Consider the following 21,596-nt stretch of genomic DNA (forward strand, 5'->3'; position numbering starts at 1 on the left):
GCAACCGGCTCACCACACCTCGCCGGCTGCAGCAACCTCCACGAGCGCGTCCCTCAGAGACGACGGGATGTCGACGGTGGCGAGTTGCTGCACCATCGCCCATCCGCTCAGTCCCGTGACGGCCCGCCACGCCGCCTCCTTGGCCGTGAACTCGATCTCGGCCGCGTCGATCAGCGCGAACGCGTCGCCCGCCACGTCGCGAGGCGACCGCCTCGCCCCACCCAGGCGCACAGCGACCACCGAACCGAGGTCCACCTCCCCCAGCCTCACCCGGAGCGCGGGCGCGAGAAGTTCGTCGGTGATCCGCACCGGGTGGTCGACGTGCTGCACCATGCCGCCCACCCACACCTCCACCTGTTCGACGGACTCTACTCCCACCACGTCGAGGGCGACCGTCCTGTGGTCCGGCGCCGCGCCGGGGCCGGGCCGCAGGGTCACGGTGAGCGTGGCGGTGCCGTCGGGGTGCGTGTCGAGCACCTGCTCGATCCGAACCTGGCGACGGGCCTCGGGCCCGGGTGCCGCGCTCCCGTCGTCTTCCACCAGGTGCGACACTGCGGTGCCGGGCACCACGCGCAGGTCCAGCGCCCGGGGGGACTCGGACACGTCGGCCATCGGGTCCGCGCTGAGCGCGATGACAGCGCCCGCCCTTGCCAGGACCGGATACCCGCCGAGCCCGCGATGCAGGACCACCGTGCGTCCCCCGTCGTGGCGGTGGCCCGTGAACAGGTCGATCCACGAGCCTTCAGGGAGCCAGGCGCGAGTGGAGGCCAGGTGCGAGGCGCCGTCCTCCGCCGAGGTGAGCGGGGCCACGAGCAGGTGCTCTCCCACCATCGACTGGTTGGGCACCTCGTAGGCCGCCGCGACATCCGGGTGGTCGTGATACATCGGCCGCACCAGGGCCACCTGCTCCGCGTGCGCTGCCCAGGCCGCCGTATAGAGATAGGGCACCAGGCGGTGACGGAGCCGGAGGAACGCGGCCATGATCCGCTCGGCCTCAGGCCCGTAGCCCCAGGGCTCCTTCGACGCGAAGGGGCTCGACGAGGAGTGCAGCCGGTTGATCGGCGAGAAGACGCCCAGCTGGAACCACCGCACCGCCATCTCGACGTCGCGGCTGCCGAACATGTGCCCGCCGATGTCGTGGCTCCACCACGGGTATCCGATGTTGGCGGCCGTGGCGGTGAAGTACGGCTGGAAGTCCAGCGAGTCCCACGTGGTGATCGTGTCGCCCGAGAAGCCCACGGGGTATCGGTGGCTGCCGGGGCCTGAGTAGCGCGAGAACGTCAGGCGCCGCCGCCCACCCCGGCCGGAGTCGTGGTAATGGATGTGGTTGAGCATCCACAACGGGTCCAGCCCGGCCACCGCAGTCGCGCCACCCGACTGCCAGTCGATCCACCAGAAATCCACGCCCTGGTCCTCCAGAGGATGGTGCAGGTGCCTGAGGTAGGCGTCGACGAACTCTCGGGACGTCACATCGAACTCGACGGCGGCGCCCGTTGCCGGGTCGATCCCTACCGCCTCCGCCACGGCCGGGTAGGCCTCCTCGTGCCGACGGACTCCGTCTGCGGGGTGCAGGTTGAGGGTGACGGCGAGCCCGCGCTCATGCAGGGCGGCGAGGAAGGCCTGCGGGTCCGGGAACAGCTCACGGTTCCACGTGTAGCCGGTCCAGCCGGTGCCAAGCTCCGGATCGACGTCGACGACGTGCCAGTCCATGTCGATGACGCCCACCGAGAGCGGGATCCGCTCGGACCGGAAGCGGTCCATCACACCCAGATACTCGTCGGCCCGGTAGGGCCAGTAGCGGCTCCACCAGTTGCCCAGGACGAAGCGGGGCACCAGCGGGACGGGGCCGGTGAGGCGGTGGTAGTCGGACAGCGCGCCCCGATAGTCGCGTCCGTGGGCGAAGAGGTACAGGTCTCGGCCGCTGCCCTCACGCCCGGCCACCCATCCGTCCGGGGAGAGCAGCACCGAGGTGGAGTCGTCCAGCACGGCGAATCCGTAGGTGGCGAGGATGCCCGGTTCCAGGGGGCAGGCGCCGTCCACCTCGTCGAGGGTGCGGGCCGTGCCGAGCAGGTTGCCGCGACCGGGCAGGTTCTGCGGGTAGCTCTCGCCGAAACGCCACGTAGAGTAGTGCGGATCGGATGCGCCACGGGTCAGGGTGACGCTGAGCCCGGAGCCGCTGAAAGGCCCGCCGTCGTAGCGCACGCGCAGGTGATCCGTGCGCACCTCGAGGGACCCGCCCACGACATCGGCGGTGAACTCAGGCACCTCGAAGGAGCGGTTGACGACGGTCTGGGTGCGCTCGTCGACGAAGCGTCCCTCCGGGTGCCACTCAAATCTCAGCAGCCGGCTGGTGAGCACTGTGATGCGGTACGTGGCCCCGGCAATGACGGCATCTGGATGGGCTGGGGCCGGCTGGCCGTCCGACATCGCGAACATGGGCGTCCTCTCCTCGGCGGCCGACCGCCGGCGGCGCCTCAGCTGTCTTCGGTGGGTGCGTGCGTGTGGTAGGTGTCCTGCTCCTCGGTGAACTCCTTCACCGGGGCGACGAGGTCGATGGTCTGTCCGTCGTCGAACTCCAACCTACATTCGATCTCCTCGCCTCCGGCAACAAGCTCGCCGGTCAGGCCCATCAGCATCACATGCGGCCCGCCGGGCGCCAGGTGCTGGTGCTCCCCCGCGGGAATGGGGAGCCCTCCCTCTGCCTCCTGCATCACCATCTGGCCGTCCACCTTGACCATCTCGTGCAGCTCGACCTTCGCCGCGACATCCCCGCAGTCCGCGGAGACCAGCATCCGGTCCTCCTCGGAGGGGTTGGTGAGATTGACGAACAGGGCGGTCATCTCCGGCATCTCGGTGCCGACGGTGGCCCGAACCCAGGGATCCGCGGCGAGGATGCCGGGGGTGGCGCTCTCGGCCTGGGAGCAGGCGGCGAGGGCGACGGCGGCGAGGACGGGGACAGCGAGCTTCCAGTTCACCCTGGGATCATAGCCGAATTTTGATACCCCCGGGGGTACCCCACCGGGGTCTGTGGACATCGGTCCCGCGGGTAGACTGCGCCGCATGTCCACGCAGCACGTCACCCGTCGTGGGGTCTTCGGCTACGCCGGTGCCGCCACCCTGGGCGGCGCTGCCGGTGTGGTCGCCGGTCGGGCGTCCCGAGGGGCAGCGGAGGACGCCGCGACATCCTCAGTGGGCGGTCAGACGTACCCGGCCCACGGCGTGCATCAATCCGGCATCCTGACAGCGCAGCCCGCCGTCGGCCACCTCATCGCCTTCGACCTCCTCCCCCAGACGGACCGCTCCGCGCTCGGACGCCTCATGCGCGTGTGGAGCGCGGACATCGCCGCGCTGATGGCCGGCCGCCCAGCCCCGGGAGACTCCGCCCCGGACCTCGCCCAGGCCGGCGCCTCGCTCAGCGTCCTGGTCGGCCTCGGCCCGCGCATCTTCGACCTGGACGGTCTGAACCCCCAGCGCCCCGCTGGCTTCCAGGAGATCCCCCCGATGGAGCACGACCAACTCCAGCAGCGTTGGTCCGGCGGGGACCTGCTCGTCTGGATCTCCGCCGACGACGCCACCACCACAGCACACGCCGCGCGCCGGCTCACCGCAGACGCCGGCCCTTTCGCCACCAGCCGGTGGGTCCAGGGCGGTTCGTGGCGCCCTGTCGACGCCGAGGGCAACCCGGCGACCGGCCGCAACCTGTTCGGTCAGGTTGACGGCACAGCCAACCCCACCGACGACGCCCTCACCCGCGCCGTGTTCTCCGAGGACGGCTGGCTCTCGGGAGGCACCCAGCTGGTGATCCGCCGCATCGAGATGCACCTGGACGAGTGGGACGATGCCACACGCGACCGCCAGGAGCAGTCCGTGGGCCGGCGCCTCGACACGGGGGCGCCACTCACCGGAGAGGCCGAGCACGACGCCCTGGACCTCGAGGCCATGGCCGACGGGGTGCCCGTGATCGCGGCGGACGCCCACGCCCGCCGCGCCCATCCGTCGCAGAACTCGGGCCGCACCATGCTGCGCCGCGGGCTCAACTACACCCACGACGAGTGGGCCGATGGCGCCCCCGTCTCGACGGCGGGGCTGATCTTCGGCGCCTTCCAGGCCAACATCGCGGAGCAGTACATCCCGGTTCAGCGAATGCTGGACCACGGTGACGCGCTCAACGAATGGACCACGGCCATCGGATCTGCCGTATTCGCGATCCCGCCTGGCTTCGGGCCGGACTCCTACCTCGCGCAAGGACTCCTCGAATGACCGCACCCCTCGTCCGTCCGGCCCGGCCATCGGACCTCCCCGGCGCCGCCGAGGCGCTGGCGGATGCGTTCACCGACGATCCCACCTTCGCCTTCCTCCCGTCCGGCGAGCGCGCGCGGCGGGTGCGGGCCTACATGGGCCATGAGCTCGACGGCGCGTGGACGGTCGATGTGGCGGTCGACGGCACCACCGTGCTCGGAGCCGGACTCTGGCAGCCGCCAGGCTCTCATGTCGACGGAATCGCGGCAGCGGCGAGACACCTGGCGGGCCTCTGGAGCACCCTCGGGAGTCACGCCGTCACCATGCTGCGGGTCGAACGCGAGCTCACCCGGCACCGGCCGCCCGTGCCGCACTGGTTCCTGGGCTATGTAGGCGTGTCGTCAGCTGCGCAGGGCCGGGGCGTTGGCCGGGCGCTCCTCGAGTACCGCCTCGGCACGGTGGCCGAGCCGGTCTATCTCGAGGCGTCCACCGAACGGGCCGCAGCCCTCTACCGTCGCCTCGGCTTCGTGGACATGTGCCGGTTCACCGGCACTCAGATGCCCGCCGTGGGCATGTGGCGCCCGGCCCCGCTGCGCCAGGACTAGGCGGTCACCTTCGCTCCCCATCAGGGGCTCCGGTCCCGGCGGCGTGGCCTATCTCCTTCGCTCCCTGAGGAGGGCCGCCCGCGAAGCGGCGTGGGCCGTGCTTTCGCTCCCTGAGGAGGGCCGCCCGCGGAGCGGCGGGGCCTGTCCCCATCGCTCCCTGAGGAGGGCCGCCCGCGGAGCGGCGTGGCCCTGTCTCGAAGGGTCGTGACTACCACCTTCACGCAGTTCTTGTGGTCGGGTGTGGGGAGCCGTGAGTCGATGTCCGGGCGGCCGTTGTCCATGCTCTTGCTGATCGCCGCCGGTGGATCGGTGGTCGGGTTGTGGAGGCCGCCCGGGCATCGTCTCCCGTCTCCCCGCACTCGGTCCTCCTGTGGCGTTGCCTGGTTCGGGTGTGGGCCGGCAGGGCGGCCTTGGGGTCGGGTCTGCTTGGGCGGGATGCCGGTTGGGTGATCCTCGGGTTGGGCACCGCTGCGCAGTGCCGCCCTGCCGTCCCTCACCCTTGTGTCTATGTGCGGGTTTTTGACCCCTCGAGAGGTCCTGCGGTCGCTTCGCGACGCGGGACGTCAGGGAACGAACTTCCGTCAGGGCACCCGTCCCATCACCGCGACGGCCGCGCTCCGCTTGGGTTCTTGGAGCACGTGTCCCAATTCGTGGAGGCGGGGCGTCGGTCGAGACACCGGACCGGGTGCCAGGGGCTTCGACGCGGGTGCGGCGCTTCGCGCGCGCCCGGCTCACCCAGCTGTCGGGGTAGGCCGGGTTGGCTTCGACGCGGGCTGCGCGGCTCCGCGGGCATGATCGATTCTCAATCGACGGAGGGTCCCGCGACTGGGAGCGAGGGTGGGGGCAGCAGGGCGGCACTGCGCAGCGGTGCCCAACCCGACGCCCACCCAACCGGCATCCCGCCCGAGCAGACCCGGCCCCAACGCCGCCCTGCCGGCCCGCACCCGGGACCAGGCAACCCCACAGACAGGACGAGTGCGGGGAGACGGGAGACGATGCCCGGGCGGCCTCAACCACCCGACCCCAGATCCACCGGCGGCGATCAGCAAGACTCTGGACAACGGCCGCCCGGACATCGACTCACGGCTCCCCACACCCGACCACAAGAACTGCGTGAAGGTGGTAGTCACGACCCTTCGAGACAGGGCCACGCCGCTCCGCGGGCGGCCCTCCTCAGGGAGCGAAGGGGACAGGCCACGCCGCTCCGCGGGCGGCCCTCCTCAGGGAGCGAGGGGGGTGGCCCTCCTCAGGGAGCGAAGGGACAGGCAACGCTCCGCGGGCGACCCTCCTCAGGAGCTACCGTCCTGCCAGTTCAGCGATCACGGCGGGCAGCCTCGCCGCCAGCGCGTCTGGCGGGTACGGGCCGGGGTTCCGCTCGGCGGCGATGGCCTGGACGCTGGCACCCAACACGCCCGCCCGCCACGCCGGGAGCCCCGCAGCCAGCAGGGCTCCGCAGATCCCCGCCAGCACGTCACCGGATCCGGCCTGGGCGGTCCAGGCGGGCCCCCTCACCGCCATGGTCACGCGCCCCGACGGCTCAGCCACGTATTGCGTGGCCCCCTTGAGGAGCACCGCCGCGCCCGTCTGCCGCGACACCTCCCGCACGCACACCAGCGGATGCGCCTCGACGTGGGCACGGGTGCAGCCCAGTATCCGGGCCAGTTCGCCAGCGTGCGGGGTGAGCAGCCACCCGTCGAGTCGCCCCGCGGGCAGCGAGGTGAGCGCGTCGGCGTCGACGACGGTAGGCACCTCGTGGAGTCCCGCGTTCGCCACGCGCCCCTCGGTGCCCTCACCGTCGCCCCACCCGGAACCCACCACCATCGCCTGGGCGCGCCCCTCGCCGATCACCACGCTGGGGAACCGCGACAGGATCAGTCCGGAGGCCACGCGACCGGTGTAGCGCACCATGCCGGCCCCGGCATGCAGGGCACCCGAGACGCCGAGGATCGCGGCGCCCTGGTACTGGTCGGAGCCGGTGTCGATCATCACCACTCCGCGGGTGTACTTGTCCGACGTGGGCACCGGCGCGGGCCACCACCGCGCCACGTCGGCCACCTCGGCCTGCTGCAGCAGCGGAGCGTCTGCCTCCACGCCGATGTCGGCGACGTGCACCTGGCCGCAGCGCGAGGCGGCTGGCTCCTGCACGTGGCAGGGCTTCAGTGCGGCGAACGTGACGGTGCGGGCGGCGCGAAAACTCGGATGCGTCGCCCCGGAGTCCGCGTCGAGGCCGCTGGGCAGATCTACCGACAGCACGGGCACACCCAGGTCCGCGCACGCGTCGGCCATGGTCTCGACCACAGGCGGCAGCCCGGGCCGCGATCCCAGGCCGGTGAACGCGTCGATCACCAGGGCGCACTCCGCGAGGGCCTCGACGGCGGCCGTCGCCTCCACCACCTGGCAGCCGGCCGCCCGCGCCGCGGCGAGGCCACCCTCGTGCGCGCTGCCGGCCACGCACCAGACAGCGACGGCGCGGCGCTGGGCGAGCTGGGCGGCGGCGAACAGTCCGTCTCCCCCGTTGTTGCCGGGCCCGGCCACCACCAGCACCGGGCCCTCCGGGGCGACGGAGGTGGCCACCCGGGCCACCTCGGCCGCGGCTCGTCCCATGAGGTCCACGCCTGGCTCGGCGGCGAAGACCCTCGCCTCGGCCGCGCGCATCCCGGCCGCGGTCACCACGGGCCTCATGCTTCGCACACCACCATCGCCGTGGCGAAGCCACCGTCGTGGCTGATGGACAGATGGATGTGGCGGATGCCCAGCGCCTCCACCCTGGCCGCGACGGACCCGGCGTTGCGGAAGGCCGGGTCGCCGTCGGCGTTCTTGACCACCTCGCAGTCCAGCCATCGCATGCCGCCCGGCGAGCCGAGCGCCTTGGCGAACGCCTCCTTCGCGGCGAACCGGGCGGCCTGGGACTCGATGGAGAGAGCACGCTCGGCCGGGGTGAGAAGGCGCTCATCCAGGCCGGGGCGACGCTCCAGCATGTCCCGGAAACGCTCGATGACACACAGGTCCGTGCCGATACCCACGATCATGGCGCCACTCTAGGGCTGAACCCCTACTCGACGGTGACCGACTTGGCCAGATTCCGTGGCTGATCGACGTCGTGGCCCTGCAGGGTGGCCAACTCGCAGGCGAAGAGCTGGAGCGGGATGATGGCGGCCACCGGCTGCAGCAGCGTGGAGAGCTTCGGCAGCTCGATGAACACCGCCGCCGCGGCACGCGCCTCCTCGTCGTCGGCCTCGGCCAGGACGATCGTCTTCGCGCCACGGGCCCGGACCTCGGCGATGTTGGACACCACCTTGTCCCGAAGCTGGTCCCGGCCGCGGGGCGGCACCACGACGAACACCGGCAGGTCCTCGCGGATCAGCGCGATGGGGCCGTGCTTGAGCTCCCCGGCCGCGAAGCCCTCCGCGTGGATATAGGCCAGTTCCTTGAGTTTGAGCGCCCCCTCCAGCGCGACGGGGTAGCCCACGTGGCGGCCGAGGAACAGCACGGAGGGCTCGTTGACGAACTCGCGCGCCAGGTCCAGGACCTGCTGCTGGTTGTCGAGCATGCCCTGGATGGCATCGGGCATCCGCTCCAACTCGGCCAGGAGTGCCCCGATCTCGTCTCCGTACTTCATGCCACGCACCTGCGCCAGGTAGAGGCCGAGCAGGTAGCAGGCCACCAGCTGGGTGGTGAAACCCTTGGTGGAGGCCACCCCGATCTCGGGGCCGGCGTGGGTGTAGATGACGGCGTCGGATTCGCGCGGGATGGTGGCGCCGTTGGTGTTGCAGATGGCGATCACCTTGGCGCCCTGCTCCCGGGCGTGCCGGATGGCCATCAGCGTGTCGGCGGTCTCGCCGGACTGGGAGATGGTCACCACCAGCGTCATCGGGTCGATGATCGGGTCCCGATAGCGGAACTCGGAGGCCACCTCCACCTCGCAGGGGATGCGGGTCCAGTGCTCGATGGCGTACTTCGCCACCAGGCCCGCGTAGAAGGCGGTGCCGCAGGCGACGATGACGATCTTGTTGATCCGGCGCAGGATCTCGGGGGAGATGCGGATCTCGTCGAGGACAAGTTCGCCGCGCTCGTTGAGGCGCCCGAGCAGCGTGTCTGCCACGGCGCGGGGCTGTTCGAAGATCTCCTTGCGCATGAACCAGTCGTAGCCCTGCTTCTGCGCGGCCTCCAGATCCCAGTCGACGTGGAACTCCTTGGTCGGCGCCGGCGCGCCGTCGAAGGTGGTCACGCTGACCCCGGCGGGGGTGAGCTCGACGATCTGGTCCTGGCCGAGCTCGATGGCGTCCCGGGTGTAGGCGATGAACGCGGCCACGTCCGAGGCGAGGAACCATTCGCCCTCCCCCACGCCGACCACCAACGGCGAGTTGCGCCGCGCGGCGACGATCCGGTCCGGGTCCTGGGCGTCGACGGCCACCAGCGTGAAGGCGCCTTCCAGGCGCGAGACGACGGCGCGCATCGCGGCGAGGAGGTCCAGGCCCGCCTCCAGCTCGCGTCGCAGCAGGTGCGCGGCCACCTCGGAATCGGTCTCGGAGGAGAACTCGACGCCCGGCAGCTCGGCGCGGAGCTGGCCATGGTTCTCGATGATGCCGTTGTGGACGATGGCCACGCGCTCCGAGACGTGCGGGTGCGAGTTCTGGTCCGTCGGCGCTCCATGGGTGGCCCAGCGGGTGTGGCCGATGGCCACGTGCCCGGTGGGAAGCGGATCCGCGGCGATGGCGGCCTCAAGGTTGACGATCTTGCCTGCCTTCTTGCGCCACTCGACGCGCCCCCCGCTCGGCAGGGCGACACCCGCTGAGTCGTAGCCGCGATACTCGAGCCGGCGAAGCCCGCTCAGTACCACATCGAGTCCGTCACGTTGTCCGAGATATCCCACGATTCCACACACGCGAAAAACCGTACATGATGAATGCGCGTTTCTTGACATCCGCGCCTGTGAGGGATCCGCTGCGGTTACACCTTGCGGATGAGGATCGAGTCGACTGCGTGCGACTCGCGCTTCACGAGGATGGCCGTGGCCCGATCCCTGGTGGGCTCGATGTTGAGGCGGAGGTTGAGGCCGTTGATCTCTTCCCAGACCCGGGCGCCGAACGCGACGGCGTCGGCTTCGGACAGCTCCGCGTAACGCCTGAAGAAGCTCCGCTCGTCGGTGAACGCGGTCCGCCGCAGGGTGAGGAAGCGCTCTAGGAACCACTGCTTGATGTGCGACTCGGGAGCGTCGACGAACACGGAGAAGTCGAAGAAGTCGCTCACCGCCAGCCCCGGCTTCCCGTCCGCCTCGACTCGGGCTGGCTGCAGCACGTTCAGGCCCTCGATGATGAGAATGTCCGGGCGCTCCACAGCGATGTGCTCGCCCGCAACGATGTCGTAGACCATGTGGCTGTACACGGGTGCGAACACGCTCGGCACGCCGGACTTCACGTCGATGACGAAGTCCAGCAGCGCCCGCCGGTTGTAGGACTCGGGGAATCCTTTACGCTCCAGGAGACCGCGACGCTCCAGCTCGGCGTTGGGGTAGAGGAAGCCGTCGGTGGTGATGAGGTCCACCCGCGGCTGCCCCGGCGCCCGGCGGAGCAGCTCCTGCAGCAGGCGCGAGACCGTGGATTTGCCCACCGCCACGGACCCGGCCACCGCGATGACGAACGGCGTGCGGTCCACATCCAGTCCCAGGAAGTCATGGCTCTGCGAGTAGAGCCTCCCGGTGTTCTCCATGTAGAGGTGGAGCAGCTGCGTCAGCGGGCGGTAGACCTCCACGAGGTCCCGGTGGGAGGTGGGATCCCCGATGCCGCGGAGTCTGTCGAGGGTGACCTCATCGAGATCGATCTGCGTCGCGTCGGCCAACGCCGCCCACGCGTGACGTTCGAGCGTGACGTACGGTCCGGTCACCGGCACTCCTTCGTGGGGTCGATCGGCAATCGTACAGGGAAGGGCGCCCGCGTACAGTGGGGCGCATGACCGACGACCGCTCCGGGAACCGCCGCGACCCCTACTCCGAGGAGTTCAAGACCTTCATCGTCAGTGGATGGGCTCCGGACCACCACGCACTGCCCGATCGGCTGCCCGCCGCGCGCTACGCGGCCGCCAGGCGGGTGCAGCTCGCGCAGGAGTTCGCCGGCACCACCCTCGTTGTACCGGCCGGTCCGCTGAAGCCCCGCTCCAACGACACCGACTACCGGTTCCGGCCCCATAGCGCGTTCGCCTACTACACAGGCCTCGGCGAGGACAGGGAGCCGGACGCTGTGCTCCTCATCCAGGACGACGACGCCACGCTGTTCTTCCGTCCGCGCGCCCCGCGCACGGACCGGGAGTTCTACGCCGACGCCCGCTACGGCGAGATGTGGGTGGGCCGGCGCGACTCGCTGGAGGAGATGGCGGCCGCTGTCGGACTCCCCTGCCGCGACATCCGCGAACTGGAGGACGTCATCGGCCACGCGTCGGGGCCGCTGGCCGTCATCCGCGAGGCGGACCCGGCGGTCACCGCCCTCGTCGACGGTGCACGCACCGACGAAGACCTCTCGAGAGACGCCGAACTGGAGCGAGCCTCCTCGGAGGCCCGCTTCGTCAAGGACGAGTTCGAGGTGGCCGAGCTGCAGCGTGCCTGCGCCGCCACCGCCGTCGGCTTCGAGGCCGTTGCCCGCGAGCTGCCGCGCGCCGTGGAGCAGGGCCGCGGCGAGCGGTGGGTCGAGGGCATCTTCGAGCTGCACGCACGGCACCTCGGCAACGCCATCGGCTACGACACCATCGCCGCCGGCGGGGATCACGCCAACACCCTGCACTGGATCAGGAACGACGGGGACCTCAGCGACGGAGATCTGCTCCTGCTTGATGCCGGGGTGGAGGTCAACACCCTGTACACGGCCGACATCACGCGCACGCTCCCGGTCAGCGGCCGTTTCACCCCGCCCCAGCGGCGGGTCTACGAGGCCGTCCTCGCGGCGCAGACCGCGGGCATCGCGGCCTGCCGCGACGGGGCCGCCTTCGCTGATGTGCACCGGGCAGCCATCACCGTGCTGGCGGGCTTCTTCGAGGAGCTCGGCATCCTGCCCGTCAGCGCCGCCCAGTCGATGTCGGCCGACGGCGGCCAGCACCGCCGCTGGATGGTGCACGGCACCTCCCACCACCTCGGCCTCGACGTGCACGACTGCGCCCACGCCCGAGCGGAGGAGTACCGCCTCGGCACGCTGCGCTCCGGGATGGTCATCACGGTGGAGCCCGGTGTCTACTTCAAGTCCACGGACCTGCTCGTGCCTGAGGAGTACCGCGGCATCGGGGTGCGCATCGAGGACGACATCCTCATCACGGACTCGGATCCGGTGAACCTGTCCGAGGCGCTGCCCCGCACCGCCGACGACGTGGAGCGTTGGCTGGCCCGGAGCCGCGGCTGAGGCTCAGTCCTCGGACTCCGAGACCACGGTGGAGGTCTGGCCGCGGGTGAGGAGCCCCCGGATCACGCGGGCCACGTCTGCGGGGCGCGCCACCGTCACCTGGTGCGCAGCTTCCGGCACCACGTGCAGCTCGCCGCGCTGCACCGTCTCGGCCACCAGCTCGACGTTGGCGATCGGGGTGGAGGTGTCCCGCTCCCCCGCCACCATCACCACGGGAAGAGTGATGTAGGGCAGGTCGTCCCGGACGTCGTGGGCGGCCAGCGCCCGGCAGAGCTGGGCATAGGAGTGGTCGTCCGCGGCGGACAGCCCCTCCATCACGGCGTCCACAACGGCGGGCTGCTGGGCGCGGAACATCGGAGTGAACCACCGCTTCGTGGTCTCCTCCACCAACTGCTGGGTGCCGGTGGCCTCCACCTGATCCGCGCGGTCCAGCCAGCGGGCCGGCTCGCCGACGGTGGCGGCCGACGCCACCACCACGACACCCGAGAAGGTCTTGTCATAGTCGCGCGCCACGTGCAGCGCGGTTGCCCCGGAGATGGACAGCCCGGCGAAGTAGACGGGCACCTCTGCCCCCACCTCCTCGCGCACCTCGGCCGCGACCTGCGCGATGCCTGCGGCCACCGCGTCCAGGGTGGGCTCGTCGGCGTCGTCCCAGACCGTCCCCAGCCCGGTACCCGGGAGATCGACGAAGACCACACGGGCATCGTCGATCAGCTGGGCCGCCACGGGGGTCCACTGATGGGCGGCGTTGCCCCCGAGGCTGGGCCCGACGAGCAGCACGCGCTCCGCGGGGGTGCCGGGGTTGTAGGTGGTCCAGTTCAGATCCATCGACGTGCTCCTTGGACAGTGGTGGTGAGGGACAACTTACCCGAGGGGGATCCGCTCCTCGGCAGCCCGGGGCACTTACTCGAACAGGGCCGCGCGGGAGCCGGGCCGAGCCGTCAGCATGTCGCGGGCCTGCTGCGCCACCTTGTGCTCAGCGAGCACCTCGTAGCTCGTGGCCACCGTGATCCGGGCGGAGTTGAAGTCGCGCTTACCCCCGGTGAGGGAGTGTGCCAGGGCGCGGAACAGGACACCGAAGACCACGCCCATCGCGAGGCCGACGTAGAGCATGGCGAAGTTGCCGTTACCCACGAAGAGCATCAGCATCACGCCGACGAACAGGCCGGTACTGAGTCCGGACAGGGCGCCCTCGCCGAGCACGGTGGCCCAGGTGCGGCGCCCCGTCACCCGCTCGAGCAGCTTGAGGTCGGTGCCCACGATGAGAAGGTTCTGGACGGGGAACTTCTCGTCTGCCAGGAAGTCCACCGCCGACTGTGCCTCGTCGTAGGTGCCGAATTGTGCGATGTGCTGAGGGTAGTTCAGCTGCATCAGCTTCCGGTTCGCCGGCTCGGTCATGTGCTCCTCCGTCCGCGCGCCAAGGTGGCCTGAGCCAAGCTTACGCCCGCCTCATCAACCATCTCGTCGCCGAGAAGGACGGCGCCGATCCCCGAGGCCGCTCCGCGTGCGGCCGCCGCGACCATCGCCTCCGCGCGCGCCAGGGCCTCCGGCGATGGGGTGAACGCCTCGGCCCCGGCCGCGATCTGGGCCGGATGGAGCACCCACTTGCCGTCGTAGCCGAGGGCGGCGGCGCGTCCGGCCGAGGCGCGGAATCCGGCCGCGTCATGGACCGCGACGTAGGGACCGTCCACGGCCTGCAGCCCCCGGGCCCGCGCGGCCACCAGGATCCGGGCATAGGCGTGGTGCAGTGGGTCCCCGGGATATCCGCCGCTGAGTCCTCCCACCAGCAGCGACGGAAGGCCGAGCGAGGCCATCAGGTCGCCAGGGCCCATGTGCAGCGCCTCCAGGCGAGGGCTGGCCGAGGCGATGTCGTCGGCCCTTGTCAAGGCGACGGCGTCCTCGAGGAGGACCTCGATCCCAATGCGGCCCACGGCGAGCCCGTGGGCGCGCTCCAGCTGGGTCAGCAGCAGGTCCAGCGCCTCCACCTGGCCCGGCGAGGTGACCTTCGGAAGGAACACCGTGTCTAGGCGGTCGCCGGCCCCAGCCACCACGTCGATCACATCGCGGTACGTCCAGGGGGTGGCCCAGCCGTTGACCCGCACCGACACCGTGGGCGCCAGCCAGGTGCGGGCGCGCAGGGTCTCCACGGCGCGCGAACGCGCCTCGTCCTTGGCCGCCGCAGCCACTCCGTCCTCCAGATCCAGGAAGACCTGGTCCACGTCGAGCCCCACCGACTTGTCCAGGAAGCGTTCGCTGGAGGCCGGGACGGACAGCACGGTGCGGCGGGCTCGTGCGGGGCGTTGGTTCATCGTCGGGTCCTTGCGGCTAGATTTGCCCTATGACCGCCAAAGATACGCAGGTTTTCATCTCGCGGGTCATCGGTCTCCCCCTCGTCGACTCCGCCGGTGACCAGGTGGGTCGCGTCAAGGATGTGGTGTGCTACCTGCGCACCGAGGGACGCGCTCCGCGCGTGAAGGGTCTCGTGGCGGAGCTGTTCGCCCGGGTGCGGATCTTCGTGCCCATGATCCGCGTGCACGACATCACCCCCAACCAGGTGGCCATCACCGGGCAGGTGGACGCCCGGCGCTTCCAGCGACGCGAGGCGGAGCTCCTGGTGGCCGGCGACCTGTTCGACAGGAGCATCGAGCGGGCGCGGCCCACCCGGATCCTCGACGTGTCCATGCACATGGTGCGCAACCGGGAATGGGAGCTGGACACGGTGGCGCTGCGCGCGAGCGGCGGCGCGGGGCGGTTCGGCTTCGGGAGCCGCAGCGCACCCCAGCTGGTGTCGTGGCGCGAGATCCCGGACCTGATCCTGGCCAGCGGCCGCACCGCGGCCCATCTCATCGCCGAGTTCTCCGAGATGAAGCCGGCCGACGTCGCCAAGGAACTCCACGACCTCGAGCCCGAATCGCTGGCAGCCGTCGTGGACGCCCTCGACGACGAGTCGCTGGCGGAGGCCATCGAGGAACTCCCCGAGGACGAACAGATCGACATCATCTCCGCGCTCGGAACCGAGCGGGCCGCGGACGTGCTCGGAGAGATGGACCCCGACGACGCGGCGGACCTCCTCCGCGACCTCCCCCCGGACATCGCCGAGGAACTGCTCCAGCGGATGGAGCCGGAGGATTCGGCCGATGTGCGCCGCCTGCTGGTCTACGAGGAGTTCACCGCCGGCGGCATGATGACGCCCGAACCGATCGTGCTGGACACCGACGCCACCGTGGCCCAGGCGCTGGCGTTCGCCCGGATGGACGCCCTGACGCCGGCGCTGGCGTCGATGGTGTTCGTCACCCGGCCCCCTCTCGAGACCCCCACCGGACGCTACGTCGGCGCGGCGCACCTGCAACGGCTGCTGCGGGAGCCGCCGACCACGCTGGTGGCCACACTGCTGGATCAGGACCTCGACCCCCTGTCCCCGGCGGATCCGCTGGCGCAGGTCAGCCGCTTCTTCGCCACCTACAACCTGGTGGTGGCGCCCGTCGTCAACGCCGCCGGGCTGCTGGTGGGTGCCGTCACCGTCGACGACGTGCTGGACCACATGCTGCCGGATGACTGGCGCGGCGACCAGATGGACGAGGTGGAGGCCTCGGACCTCTCCGGCGCCGAGGTGAGCCATGGCTGAGCGCAACCCCCTGTCCCAGCCGGGCGAGCGCAGCTGGCTGCCGAAGGTCGCGGTGGACTCGGAGACGTTCGGCAGCTTCGCGGAGAGCTTCGCCCGCTTCATGGGCACGGCCAAGTTCCTCGTCTACATGACGGTGTTCGTCATCGTGTGGGTGACCATCAACCTGGTGGGGCTCTTCGGCCTCAAGTGGGACCCGTACCCGTTCATCCTGCTCAACCTGTTCTTCTCCACCCAGGCGTCGTACTCGGCGCCACTGATCCTGCTGGCGCAGAACCGGCAGGAGGTGCGCGACAAGTTGAGCCTGGATGAGGACCGGCGGATCGCTGCACAGTCGCGGGCGGACATGGACTTCCTGGCCCGCGAGATCGCCTCCATCCGCATGCACCTGGGGGAGCTCGCCACCCGCGACTTCGTGCGCGGTGAGCTGCGCACGGAGCTCCGCGAGCTGGCCGAGCACCTCGACCGGACGGCGTCGGGACGGTCCCCCTCGGATCCCGAGGCGCTCCGTTGAGCTCCCGTCCCGAGATCCGGTGGTTCGGCGTCGTCCTGCTGGTGGGCCATCTGGCCCTGACGGTGCTGGGCGGGGTCGCGCTGTGGCGGATCGCCGGCGGCTGGTGGGTGGGCGCAGCCGTCGCCGCGCTGTTCATGCTCGGTTACCTGGCGCTGTGGAAGCAGCTTCTGGCGCCCGGCACCCGGCAGAGGCTGAACTACCGTGAGAGGCTCACAGTGGCGCTGGTCGTCGGCCCCGCAGTCGTGGTGCTCGGCAGCCTGTCTGGCCTGTGGCTGCCCGCCCTGATGGCCACCAGCGTTGTCCTCCTCGGCGATGCCCTCAATGAGCGCCCCTAGACTTGCCTCGCCAGCCCACCCCTGCACCCTGAAGGACATCGTGACCGAACACCCCCTGCTCCCCCACATCCGCGCAGCCCTCCACGGAGTGGAGGACCCCGAGATCCGGCGTCCGATCACGGACCTCGGCATGGTCGACGACGTCGCGGTCTCGGACGACGGCGCCGTGCAGGTGCGGATCCTCCTCACGGTGGTCGGCTGCCCGATGCGCTCCGAGATCATCACCCGCGTCTCGACGGCGGTCTCCGCCGTCGCCGGCGTCTCGACGGTCGCGGTGGAGCTGGGGGTGATGAGCGACGAGCAGCGCGAGGCGATGCGCACCATGCTGCGCGGCGGCGAGAAGCAGCGCGTCATCCCGTTCGCCCAGCCCGGCAACCTCACCCGGGTCCTGGCCATCGCCTCCGGCAAGGGAGGCGTCGGCAAGTCCTCCGTCACCGTGAACCTCGCCCTCGCCCTGGCTGCGCAGGGCCGCTCGGTGGGCATCCTCGACGCCGACATCTACGGCCACTCCATCCCTGACCTCCTCGGGCTGGGAGACGCGCGGCCCACCGTCGTCGACGACATGATCCTGCCCGTGCCCGCCCTCGGTGGCCTCAAGGTGATTTCGATCGGCATGCTCAAGCCGTCGCGGGATCAGGTGGTGGCCTGGCGCGGCCCCATCCTGGACCGCGCCCTCACACAGTTGCTCGCGGACGTCTACTGGGGGGACCTGGATTATCTCCTGCTCGACCTGCCACCCGGCACCGGGGATGTCGCGATGTCCCTGGGCCAGAAGATCCCGGGCTCGGAGGTCATCGTGGTGACGACTCCCCAGTCCGCGGCCTCGGAGATCGCGGAAAGGGCGGGCACCATGGCGCACATTCTGGAGCAGCGGGTCATCGGCGTGGTGGAGAACATGAGTTGGATGGAGACGGTGTGCCCGCACTGCTCCGAGCCGCACCGGCTGGAGCTGTTCGGCTCCGGGGGCGGCACCCTGGTGGCCGAGGCACTCACTGAGCGGTTCGTCTACGAGGTTCCGCTGCTGGCGCAGATCCCGTTCGACGAGACGCTGCTCAGCGGCGGCGACACGGGCCGCCCGATCGTCGAGACCCATCCGGAGCATCCGGCCGCGCAGGCCATGGTGTCCCTGGCCGGCGAAGTCGCGGCGAGGAAGCGCGGCCTGCTGGGAACGCGCCTGCCCCTGTCCACCTGACAGGCGGGTGTCCTAGGTGGCGTCGGGGTCGAACGGGGAGTTGACCACCGGCGCCGGGAGCGCGGGCGTCGTCGTCCGGATGGCCTCGACGGCGGCGCCGGCCTCCTTTTCCGCCTCCCGTGTGGTCTGCTTGAGTGAGGCTTCGGCGGCCTGAAGCTCGCGGCGGGCCTCGTCGAGTGCGGCGACCTCCTCGCGCATGTGCTTGGCGATGAACGTCTTGGGGTTCAGGTCGCGAAGCTCAAGGTCCGAGTAGTCCGCGCCGAGTTCGGTGCGCAGGGTGCTGGTGGCGTTGTTGGCGATCCCGCGGAGGTAGATGAACACCCGCGCCGCCTTCCGGGAATACTCAGGAAGCCGCTCGGGGCCGAACATGACGACGCCCAGCACGAGAATGAGGACGAGGTCTATCGCGTCGATGCCGAACACGTCCCCTAGGGTACAGTCTCGACTTCGACCCTCAGCGCACGCCGGTCAGGCGTTTGAACCCGACGGCGGCCCGGTCCAGCAGCGTCGGCGCGAACGGCTCCTCGCCGGGAAGCTGGCCCGAGATGGCCGCGAGCAACGCGGGGGAACCGTTCGTGGTCACCGACACCACGGCCGGCCCGGACTGCCAGAGGCTCACGGTTGGGAGCCCCGAGGCCAGATCGGTGCGGGAGGTCACATGGTCTCCCAGAACGCCCTCCGCCCAGCCGACGACGGCGGTCTCGATGCCGTCCGAGTAGACGAGATTCATCGACGTCGCGCCGTGCCGCTCCGAGGACGAGTAGGCCACCAGCGGCAGACCGCCGATCTCCTGAGGACAGGTGGGGAGTCCCACGCACCATCCGGCGGCGCCGCTGGCGGTGGCCGGCTGGAGGGCGATCAGCTGGGTGAGGGAGTCCTCGTGGAACTGGGCTGTGCCGAGACTGAGCTGCGTGTACCCGACGGCGAGGCTCACCGCCCCCGTGGGGTCATATCTCTCGCCCCACAGCAGCAGACCATTGGTCGCGTCCACCCACCAGCTGGCGACGGCGCCCCCGCCGTCTGAGGCCACCAGCCGCACTGCGGCCCGGCCGGCTACCTGCTCGGGCAGCACGCCCTGGGTGAAGCTCCAGCGCTCTGGGGCGGCCACTGGGCGGGCGGAGAACTCGGGTAGGAAACTCGAGCTGAACCGGTCACCCCGCGCGTCCATCACCTCAAGCTGGCCCCCCTGGCCCTCCACCTTGGTGGTGTGCACGTCCGCGGTGCGGTAGCGGCCCTCTCCGTTGGAGATCCAGACCCGCTGAACGCCGGTGAGGGTGAGGTCGGCCTCCGTGGAGGCCCGGAGCAGGGCGGCGGCCTGTTCGGCGCTGAGCTCTGTGCCCCCGTGGGGCGAGGCCCTGCGCGCGTAGCTGGAGGACTCGCCGAGGTCCGCCCCACGCTCGTAGGCGAGCAGCACGGCACCCACCGCCTCGGTGACGCTGATCGCGGAGCTCGACATGGAGTACTGCTCACGGGCGGACTTCACGGGGTCGGTCAACCGGGCCGGGTCTGGAGCCACGAGCACCGCCAACACCACGACGGAGACCATGACGGCCAGCAGCGCGGCGCCGGATCGGACCGCGAGGCGGGTGCGGCGGCGTCGGAGGGAGGGAAGGTCGCCCATCCCCGCGGCCATGTACAGGGGAGCCTCGGCGTGCTCACCGGCGATCGACTCAAGCTTGGCGGTCAGGGAGTCCGGCGCCGCCGAGCGGCTGCAGCCACTGAGGGTTGTGCACAGCGTGGAGATGGCCGCCACCTCGTCACGGCAGGAGGCACAGCCCGCCAGGTGGTAGCTGACCTGTTCCCACCGCTTGGGCGCCAACGTCCCGTCGGCGAAGGCCGACAGGTCGGGGCGGAAGCGCTCACATCGGTGCACTGAACTCAGGAGACTCCGAGATACCGGCTGCGCCCTTCGCTGGGGGCGCGGTGTGCGAGGGAGTCGCGCAGCGCGGCGCGCCCGCGGGCGATACGGCTGCGGACAGTGCCGAGCTTGACGTCGAGCACCTTTGCGATCTCCTCGTAGCTCAAGCCCTCGATGTCGCACAAGACCACGGCTACCCTCTGCTCCGGGTTCAGTGAGCGCAGGGCCGCGGCGACGTCCGCGTCCAGCTGAGCGTCGTCATGCAGTTCTGCCGGCCCTGTGGCCGCGCCCCAGACATGCTCGGGGGCCACGCTCAACGCGTCCATCCTGATCCGTTGGCGCCTGCGCGCCTGGTCCAGGAAGAGGTTGGTGGTGATCCGGTGCAGCCAGCCCTCGAGGGTGCCCGGCTGGAACGTGTGGATGGACTTGAACACGCGGACGAACACGTCCTGGGTGAGGTCCTCGGCATCGTGCTGGTTGCCGGTGAGACGATACGCGAGCCGATACACCTGCGCCGAATGATCTCTGACGAGTTCCTGCCAGGTGGGCGCGGTCCAGGCAGGCTCCTGGCCGGCCTTCGCCGACCGTGTGCCTTTGAACATCGCTCGCCTCTCCATACCTCTAGGGTGACAGCTCCACCTGTGCGCAGCCTGTGAGTGTGGCTGCCGACTAGGAGTCAACGCTCAACGGGCGCGGTTTGTTCCCTACGCCTCGAATCCGAGGTCCGTCAGCAGCGTCGTGTACCGGCCAAGCATGTCGTCGGCCACGCGCCCCATGGGCGCCCGGCAGGGTCCGGCGTCGAAGCCTCGGGCGGCGAGCGCCGCCTTGACCATCATGCAGCCCTGAGTCGCGAACACGCCCTGGAAGGCGGGCAGCGCGTACCGGTTGGCTTGGATAGCCTCCTCCACGCGGCCGGCGAGGAAGTGCTCGATGATCTCGCGCATGGCCAGCGCCGTGAAGTGCGACGAGGTGCCCACCACGCCCACGCCGCCCACCGCGAGCAACGGCAGGAGGAACGCGTCGTCGCCGGCGTAGTAGGCGAGGTTGGTGCGCGACAGGACTGTCGCGGAGGAGACGATGGCTCCCTTGGCGTCCTTCACTGCCCGGATCTGCGGGTGCGCGTCCAGCCGGATCAGCATGTCTTCGGGGATGGGCAGGCCCGATCGGTGCGGGATGTCGTAGAGCATCACAGGGAGGTCCGTGGCGTCCGCGACCGTCACGAAGTGGTCCTCGAGCGCGTCCTCAGGTGGCCGCGAGTAGTACGGGGTGACCACCAGCAGCCCGTCGACCCCCACCGAGGCCGCCTGCCTGGCGAGCTCGACGGAGTGATCGGTGGAGAAGGTGCCTACGCCCGCGATGACGCTGGCCCGGTCCCCCACCGCCGTCACCACGGCGTCCAGCACCGCACGCTTCTCCTTGTCCGTGGTGGTAGGGGACTCCCCCGTCGTGCCGTTGATCACGAGCCCGTCGTTGCCCAGATCGTCGACGAGATGAGCCGCCAGGCGTGCCACCTGTGCATAGTCCACCTCCGATCCGTCAGCTGTGAACGGCGTGACCATCGCGGTCAGGACGCGTCCGAACAGGGGCTGCATGTCTTCGTCGGTCATCAGTCCTCCGCGATGATGAAGAGCGGGTCGTCGTCGTGGACCACGTCGCCTGCCCGCACGACCACCTCCGTGACGGTTCCGGACACCCCGGCCAGCACCGGGATCTCCATCTTGAGGGTCTCAAGCACGACGACCGCGTCCTCCGCCTGGACCTTCTGGCCGGCTTCCACTGAGACTGAGAGCACCGTTGCGGCGATCTCAGCATTGACGACGTGACTCATGCGCGTCATCCTACTGGCCAC

21 protein-coding genes are annotated in these 21,596 nt (G+C 70.4%); 7 read left to right on the forward strand and 14 right to left on the reverse strand.

The genetic code is table 11. The features are described 5' to 3' along the window. Positions 1–9: 9 nt before the first annotated feature. Both ACX1D1_RS12995 and ACX1D1_RS13000 read right to left on the reverse strand, forming a co-directional pair. A complete protein-coding gene (locus tag ACX1D1_RS12995) occupies positions 10–2,436 on the reverse strand; it encodes a glycoside hydrolase family 31 protein (protein ID WP_182799300.1) in 2,427 nt (808 codons plus the stop codon). 38 nt (positions 2,437–2,474) lie between these two features. Next, positions 2,475–2,975, reverse strand: a complete 501-nt coding sequence (locus ACX1D1_RS13000) for a copper chaperone PCu(A)C (protein WP_370585814.1) — start codon at positions 2,973–2,975, stop codon at positions 2,475–2,477. Positions 2,976–3,060: 85 nt separating this feature from the next. On the opposite strand from ACX1D1_RS13000, the gene ACX1D1_RS13005 reads away from it, so the two are divergent. Further along, positions 3,061–4,260, forward strand: a complete 1,200-nt coding sequence (locus ACX1D1_RS13005; protein WP_182799298.1) for a Dyp-type peroxidase — start codon at positions 3,061–3,063, stop codon at positions 4,258–4,260. Beyond that, positions 4,257–4,844 carry a GNAT family N-acetyltransferase gene (locus ACX1D1_RS13010; protein ID WP_459054823.1) on the forward strand — a complete coding sequence of 196 codons (588 nt, stop codon included), beginning with the start codon at positions 4,257–4,259 and terminating at the stop codon, positions 4,842–4,844. Before ACX1D1_RS13005 ends, ACX1D1_RS13010 begins: the two co-directional genes overlap by 4 nt. Positions 4,845–6,140: 1,296 nt before the next feature. On the opposite strand, the gene ACX1D1_RS13015 is transcribed toward ACX1D1_RS13010, so the two are convergent. The 4 genes from ACX1D1_RS13015 to coaA all read right to left on the reverse strand — a co-directional run bounded on the left by ACX1D1_RS13015 (position 6,141) and on the right by coaA (position 10,757). Beyond that, complete coding sequence (locus ACX1D1_RS13015; protein ID WP_459054824.1) at positions 6,141–7,526, reverse strand: NAD(P)H-hydrate epimerase; 1,386 nt, start codon at positions 7,524–7,526, stop codon at positions 6,141–6,143. Then, positions 7,523–7,873: a holo-ACP synthase gene (locus ACX1D1_RS13020; protein WP_182784499.1), complete on the reverse strand. Its 351-nt coding sequence runs from the start codon at positions 7,871–7,873 to the stop codon at positions 7,523–7,525. Before ACX1D1_RS13020 ends, ACX1D1_RS13015 begins: the two co-directional genes overlap by 4 nt. Positions 7,874–7,896: 23 nt before the next feature. Further along, entirely contained in the window at positions 7,897–9,729 is a 1,833-nt protein-coding gene (gene glmS / locus ACX1D1_RS13025) for a glutamine--fructose-6-phosphate transaminase (isomerizing) (protein ID WP_459054825.1), read from the reverse strand. A 65-nt stretch (positions 9,730–9,794) separates the two neighbouring features. Beyond that, the gene (gene coaA / locus ACX1D1_RS13030) at positions 9,795–10,757 is read right to left on the reverse strand and encodes a type I pantothenate kinase (RefSeq protein ID WP_370585816.1); all 963 of its coding nucleotides are present in this window, start codon (positions 10,755–10,757) and stop codon (positions 9,795–9,797) included. 35 nt (positions 10,758–10,792) lie between these two features. Here coaA and ACX1D1_RS13035 point away from each other — a divergent pair, with 35 nt between their 5' ends. Next, positions 10,793–12,226, forward strand: coding sequence for an aminopeptidase P family protein (locus ACX1D1_RS13035; RefSeq protein WP_459054826.1), 1,434 nt, complete (start codon positions 10,793–10,795; stop codon positions 12,224–12,226). 3 nt (positions 12,227–12,229) lie between these two features. Here the strand turns inward: ACX1D1_RS13035 and ACX1D1_RS13040 are convergent, their stop codons facing one another. From ACX1D1_RS13040 to ACX1D1_RS13050, 3 genes are all read right to left on the reverse strand, one after another. Further along, complete coding sequence (locus ACX1D1_RS13040) at positions 12,230–13,054, reverse strand: alpha/beta fold hydrolase (RefSeq protein WP_182800792.1); 825 nt, start codon at positions 13,052–13,054, stop codon at positions 12,230–12,232. 75 nt (positions 13,055–13,129) lie between these two features. After that, positions 13,130–13,624 carry a YflT domain-containing protein gene (locus tag ACX1D1_RS13045; RefSeq protein WP_182784509.1) on the reverse strand — a complete coding sequence of 165 codons (495 nt, stop codon included), beginning with the start codon at positions 13,622–13,624 and terminating at the stop codon, positions 13,130–13,132. After that, positions 13,621–14,535, reverse strand: a complete 915-nt coding sequence (locus ACX1D1_RS13050; RefSeq protein ID WP_182784510.1) for an HpcH/HpaI aldolase/citrate lyase family protein — start codon at positions 14,533–14,535, stop codon at positions 13,621–13,623. The genes ACX1D1_RS13045 and ACX1D1_RS13050 overlap by 4 nt, the downstream gene beginning before the upstream one ends. 29 nt (positions 14,536–14,564) lie before the next feature. Between ACX1D1_RS13050 and ACX1D1_RS13055 the strand changes: the two genes are divergently transcribed. The 4 genes from ACX1D1_RS13055 to ACX1D1_RS13070 are packed head-to-tail and all read left to right on the forward strand — an operon-like array spanning position 14,565 to position 17,889. Then, positions 14,565–15,851 (forward strand): magnesium transporter MgtE N-terminal domain-containing protein, encoded by a 1,287-nt coding sequence (locus ACX1D1_RS13055; RefSeq protein ID WP_182784512.1) that lies wholly within the window; start codon positions 14,565–14,567, stop codon positions 15,849–15,851. Then, a complete protein-coding gene (locus tag ACX1D1_RS13060) occupies positions 15,844–16,362 on the forward strand; it encodes a DUF1003 domain-containing protein (protein ID WP_459054827.1) in 519 nt (172 codons plus the stop codon). Before ACX1D1_RS13055 ends, ACX1D1_RS13060 begins: the two co-directional genes overlap by 8 nt. Continuing rightward, the gene (locus ACX1D1_RS13065; RefSeq protein ID WP_459054828.1) at positions 16,359–16,697 is read left to right on the forward strand and encodes a hypothetical protein; all 339 of its coding nucleotides are present in this window, start codon (positions 16,359–16,361) and stop codon (positions 16,695–16,697) included. The genes ACX1D1_RS13060 and ACX1D1_RS13065 overlap by 4 nt, the downstream gene beginning before the upstream one ends. Next, complete coding sequence (locus ACX1D1_RS13070) at positions 16,684–17,889, forward strand: Mrp/NBP35 family ATP-binding protein (protein WP_459054829.1); 1,206 nt, start codon at positions 16,684–16,686, stop codon at positions 17,887–17,889. The genes ACX1D1_RS13065 and ACX1D1_RS13070 overlap by 14 nt, the downstream gene beginning before the upstream one ends. Before the next feature lie 12 nt (positions 17,890–17,901). On the opposite strand, the gene ACX1D1_RS13075 is transcribed toward ACX1D1_RS13070, so the two are convergent. From ACX1D1_RS13075 to ACX1D1_RS13095, 5 genes are all read right to left on the reverse strand, one after another. Further along, positions 17,902–18,312: a sec-independent translocase gene (locus ACX1D1_RS13075; protein WP_459054830.1), complete on the reverse strand. Its 411-nt coding sequence runs from the start codon at positions 18,310–18,312 to the stop codon at positions 17,902–17,904. 31 nt (positions 18,313–18,343) lie between these two features. Continuing rightward, positions 18,344–19,762, reverse strand: coding sequence for an anti-sigma factor family protein (locus ACX1D1_RS13080; RefSeq protein WP_459054831.1), 1,419 nt, complete (start codon positions 19,760–19,762; stop codon positions 18,344–18,346). Between the two features lie 5 nt (positions 19,763–19,767). Then, positions 19,768–20,349 carry an RNA polymerase sigma factor SigE gene (sigE, locus tag ACX1D1_RS13085; RefSeq protein WP_220489611.1) on the reverse strand — a complete coding sequence of 194 codons (582 nt, stop codon included), beginning with the start codon at positions 20,347–20,349 and terminating at the stop codon, positions 19,768–19,770. A gap of 102 nt (positions 20,350–20,451) precedes the next feature. Continuing rightward, positions 20,452–21,354, reverse strand: coding sequence for a 4-hydroxy-tetrahydrodipicolinate synthase (gene dapA, locus ACX1D1_RS13090; protein ID WP_255422401.1), 903 nt, complete (start codon positions 21,352–21,354; stop codon positions 20,452–20,454). Further along, on the reverse strand, positions 21,354–21,575 hold the full coding sequence (locus ACX1D1_RS13095) for an acyl-CoA carboxylase biotin carboxyl carrier protein subunit (protein ID WP_182784525.1): 222 nt from the start codon (positions 21,573–21,575) through the stop codon (positions 21,354–21,356). Before ACX1D1_RS13095 ends, dapA begins: the two co-directional genes overlap by 1 nt. Between the last annotated feature and the right edge of the window lie 21 nt (positions 21,576–21,596).

The organism is Tessaracoccus luoxuelianae (assembly GCF_054483915.1).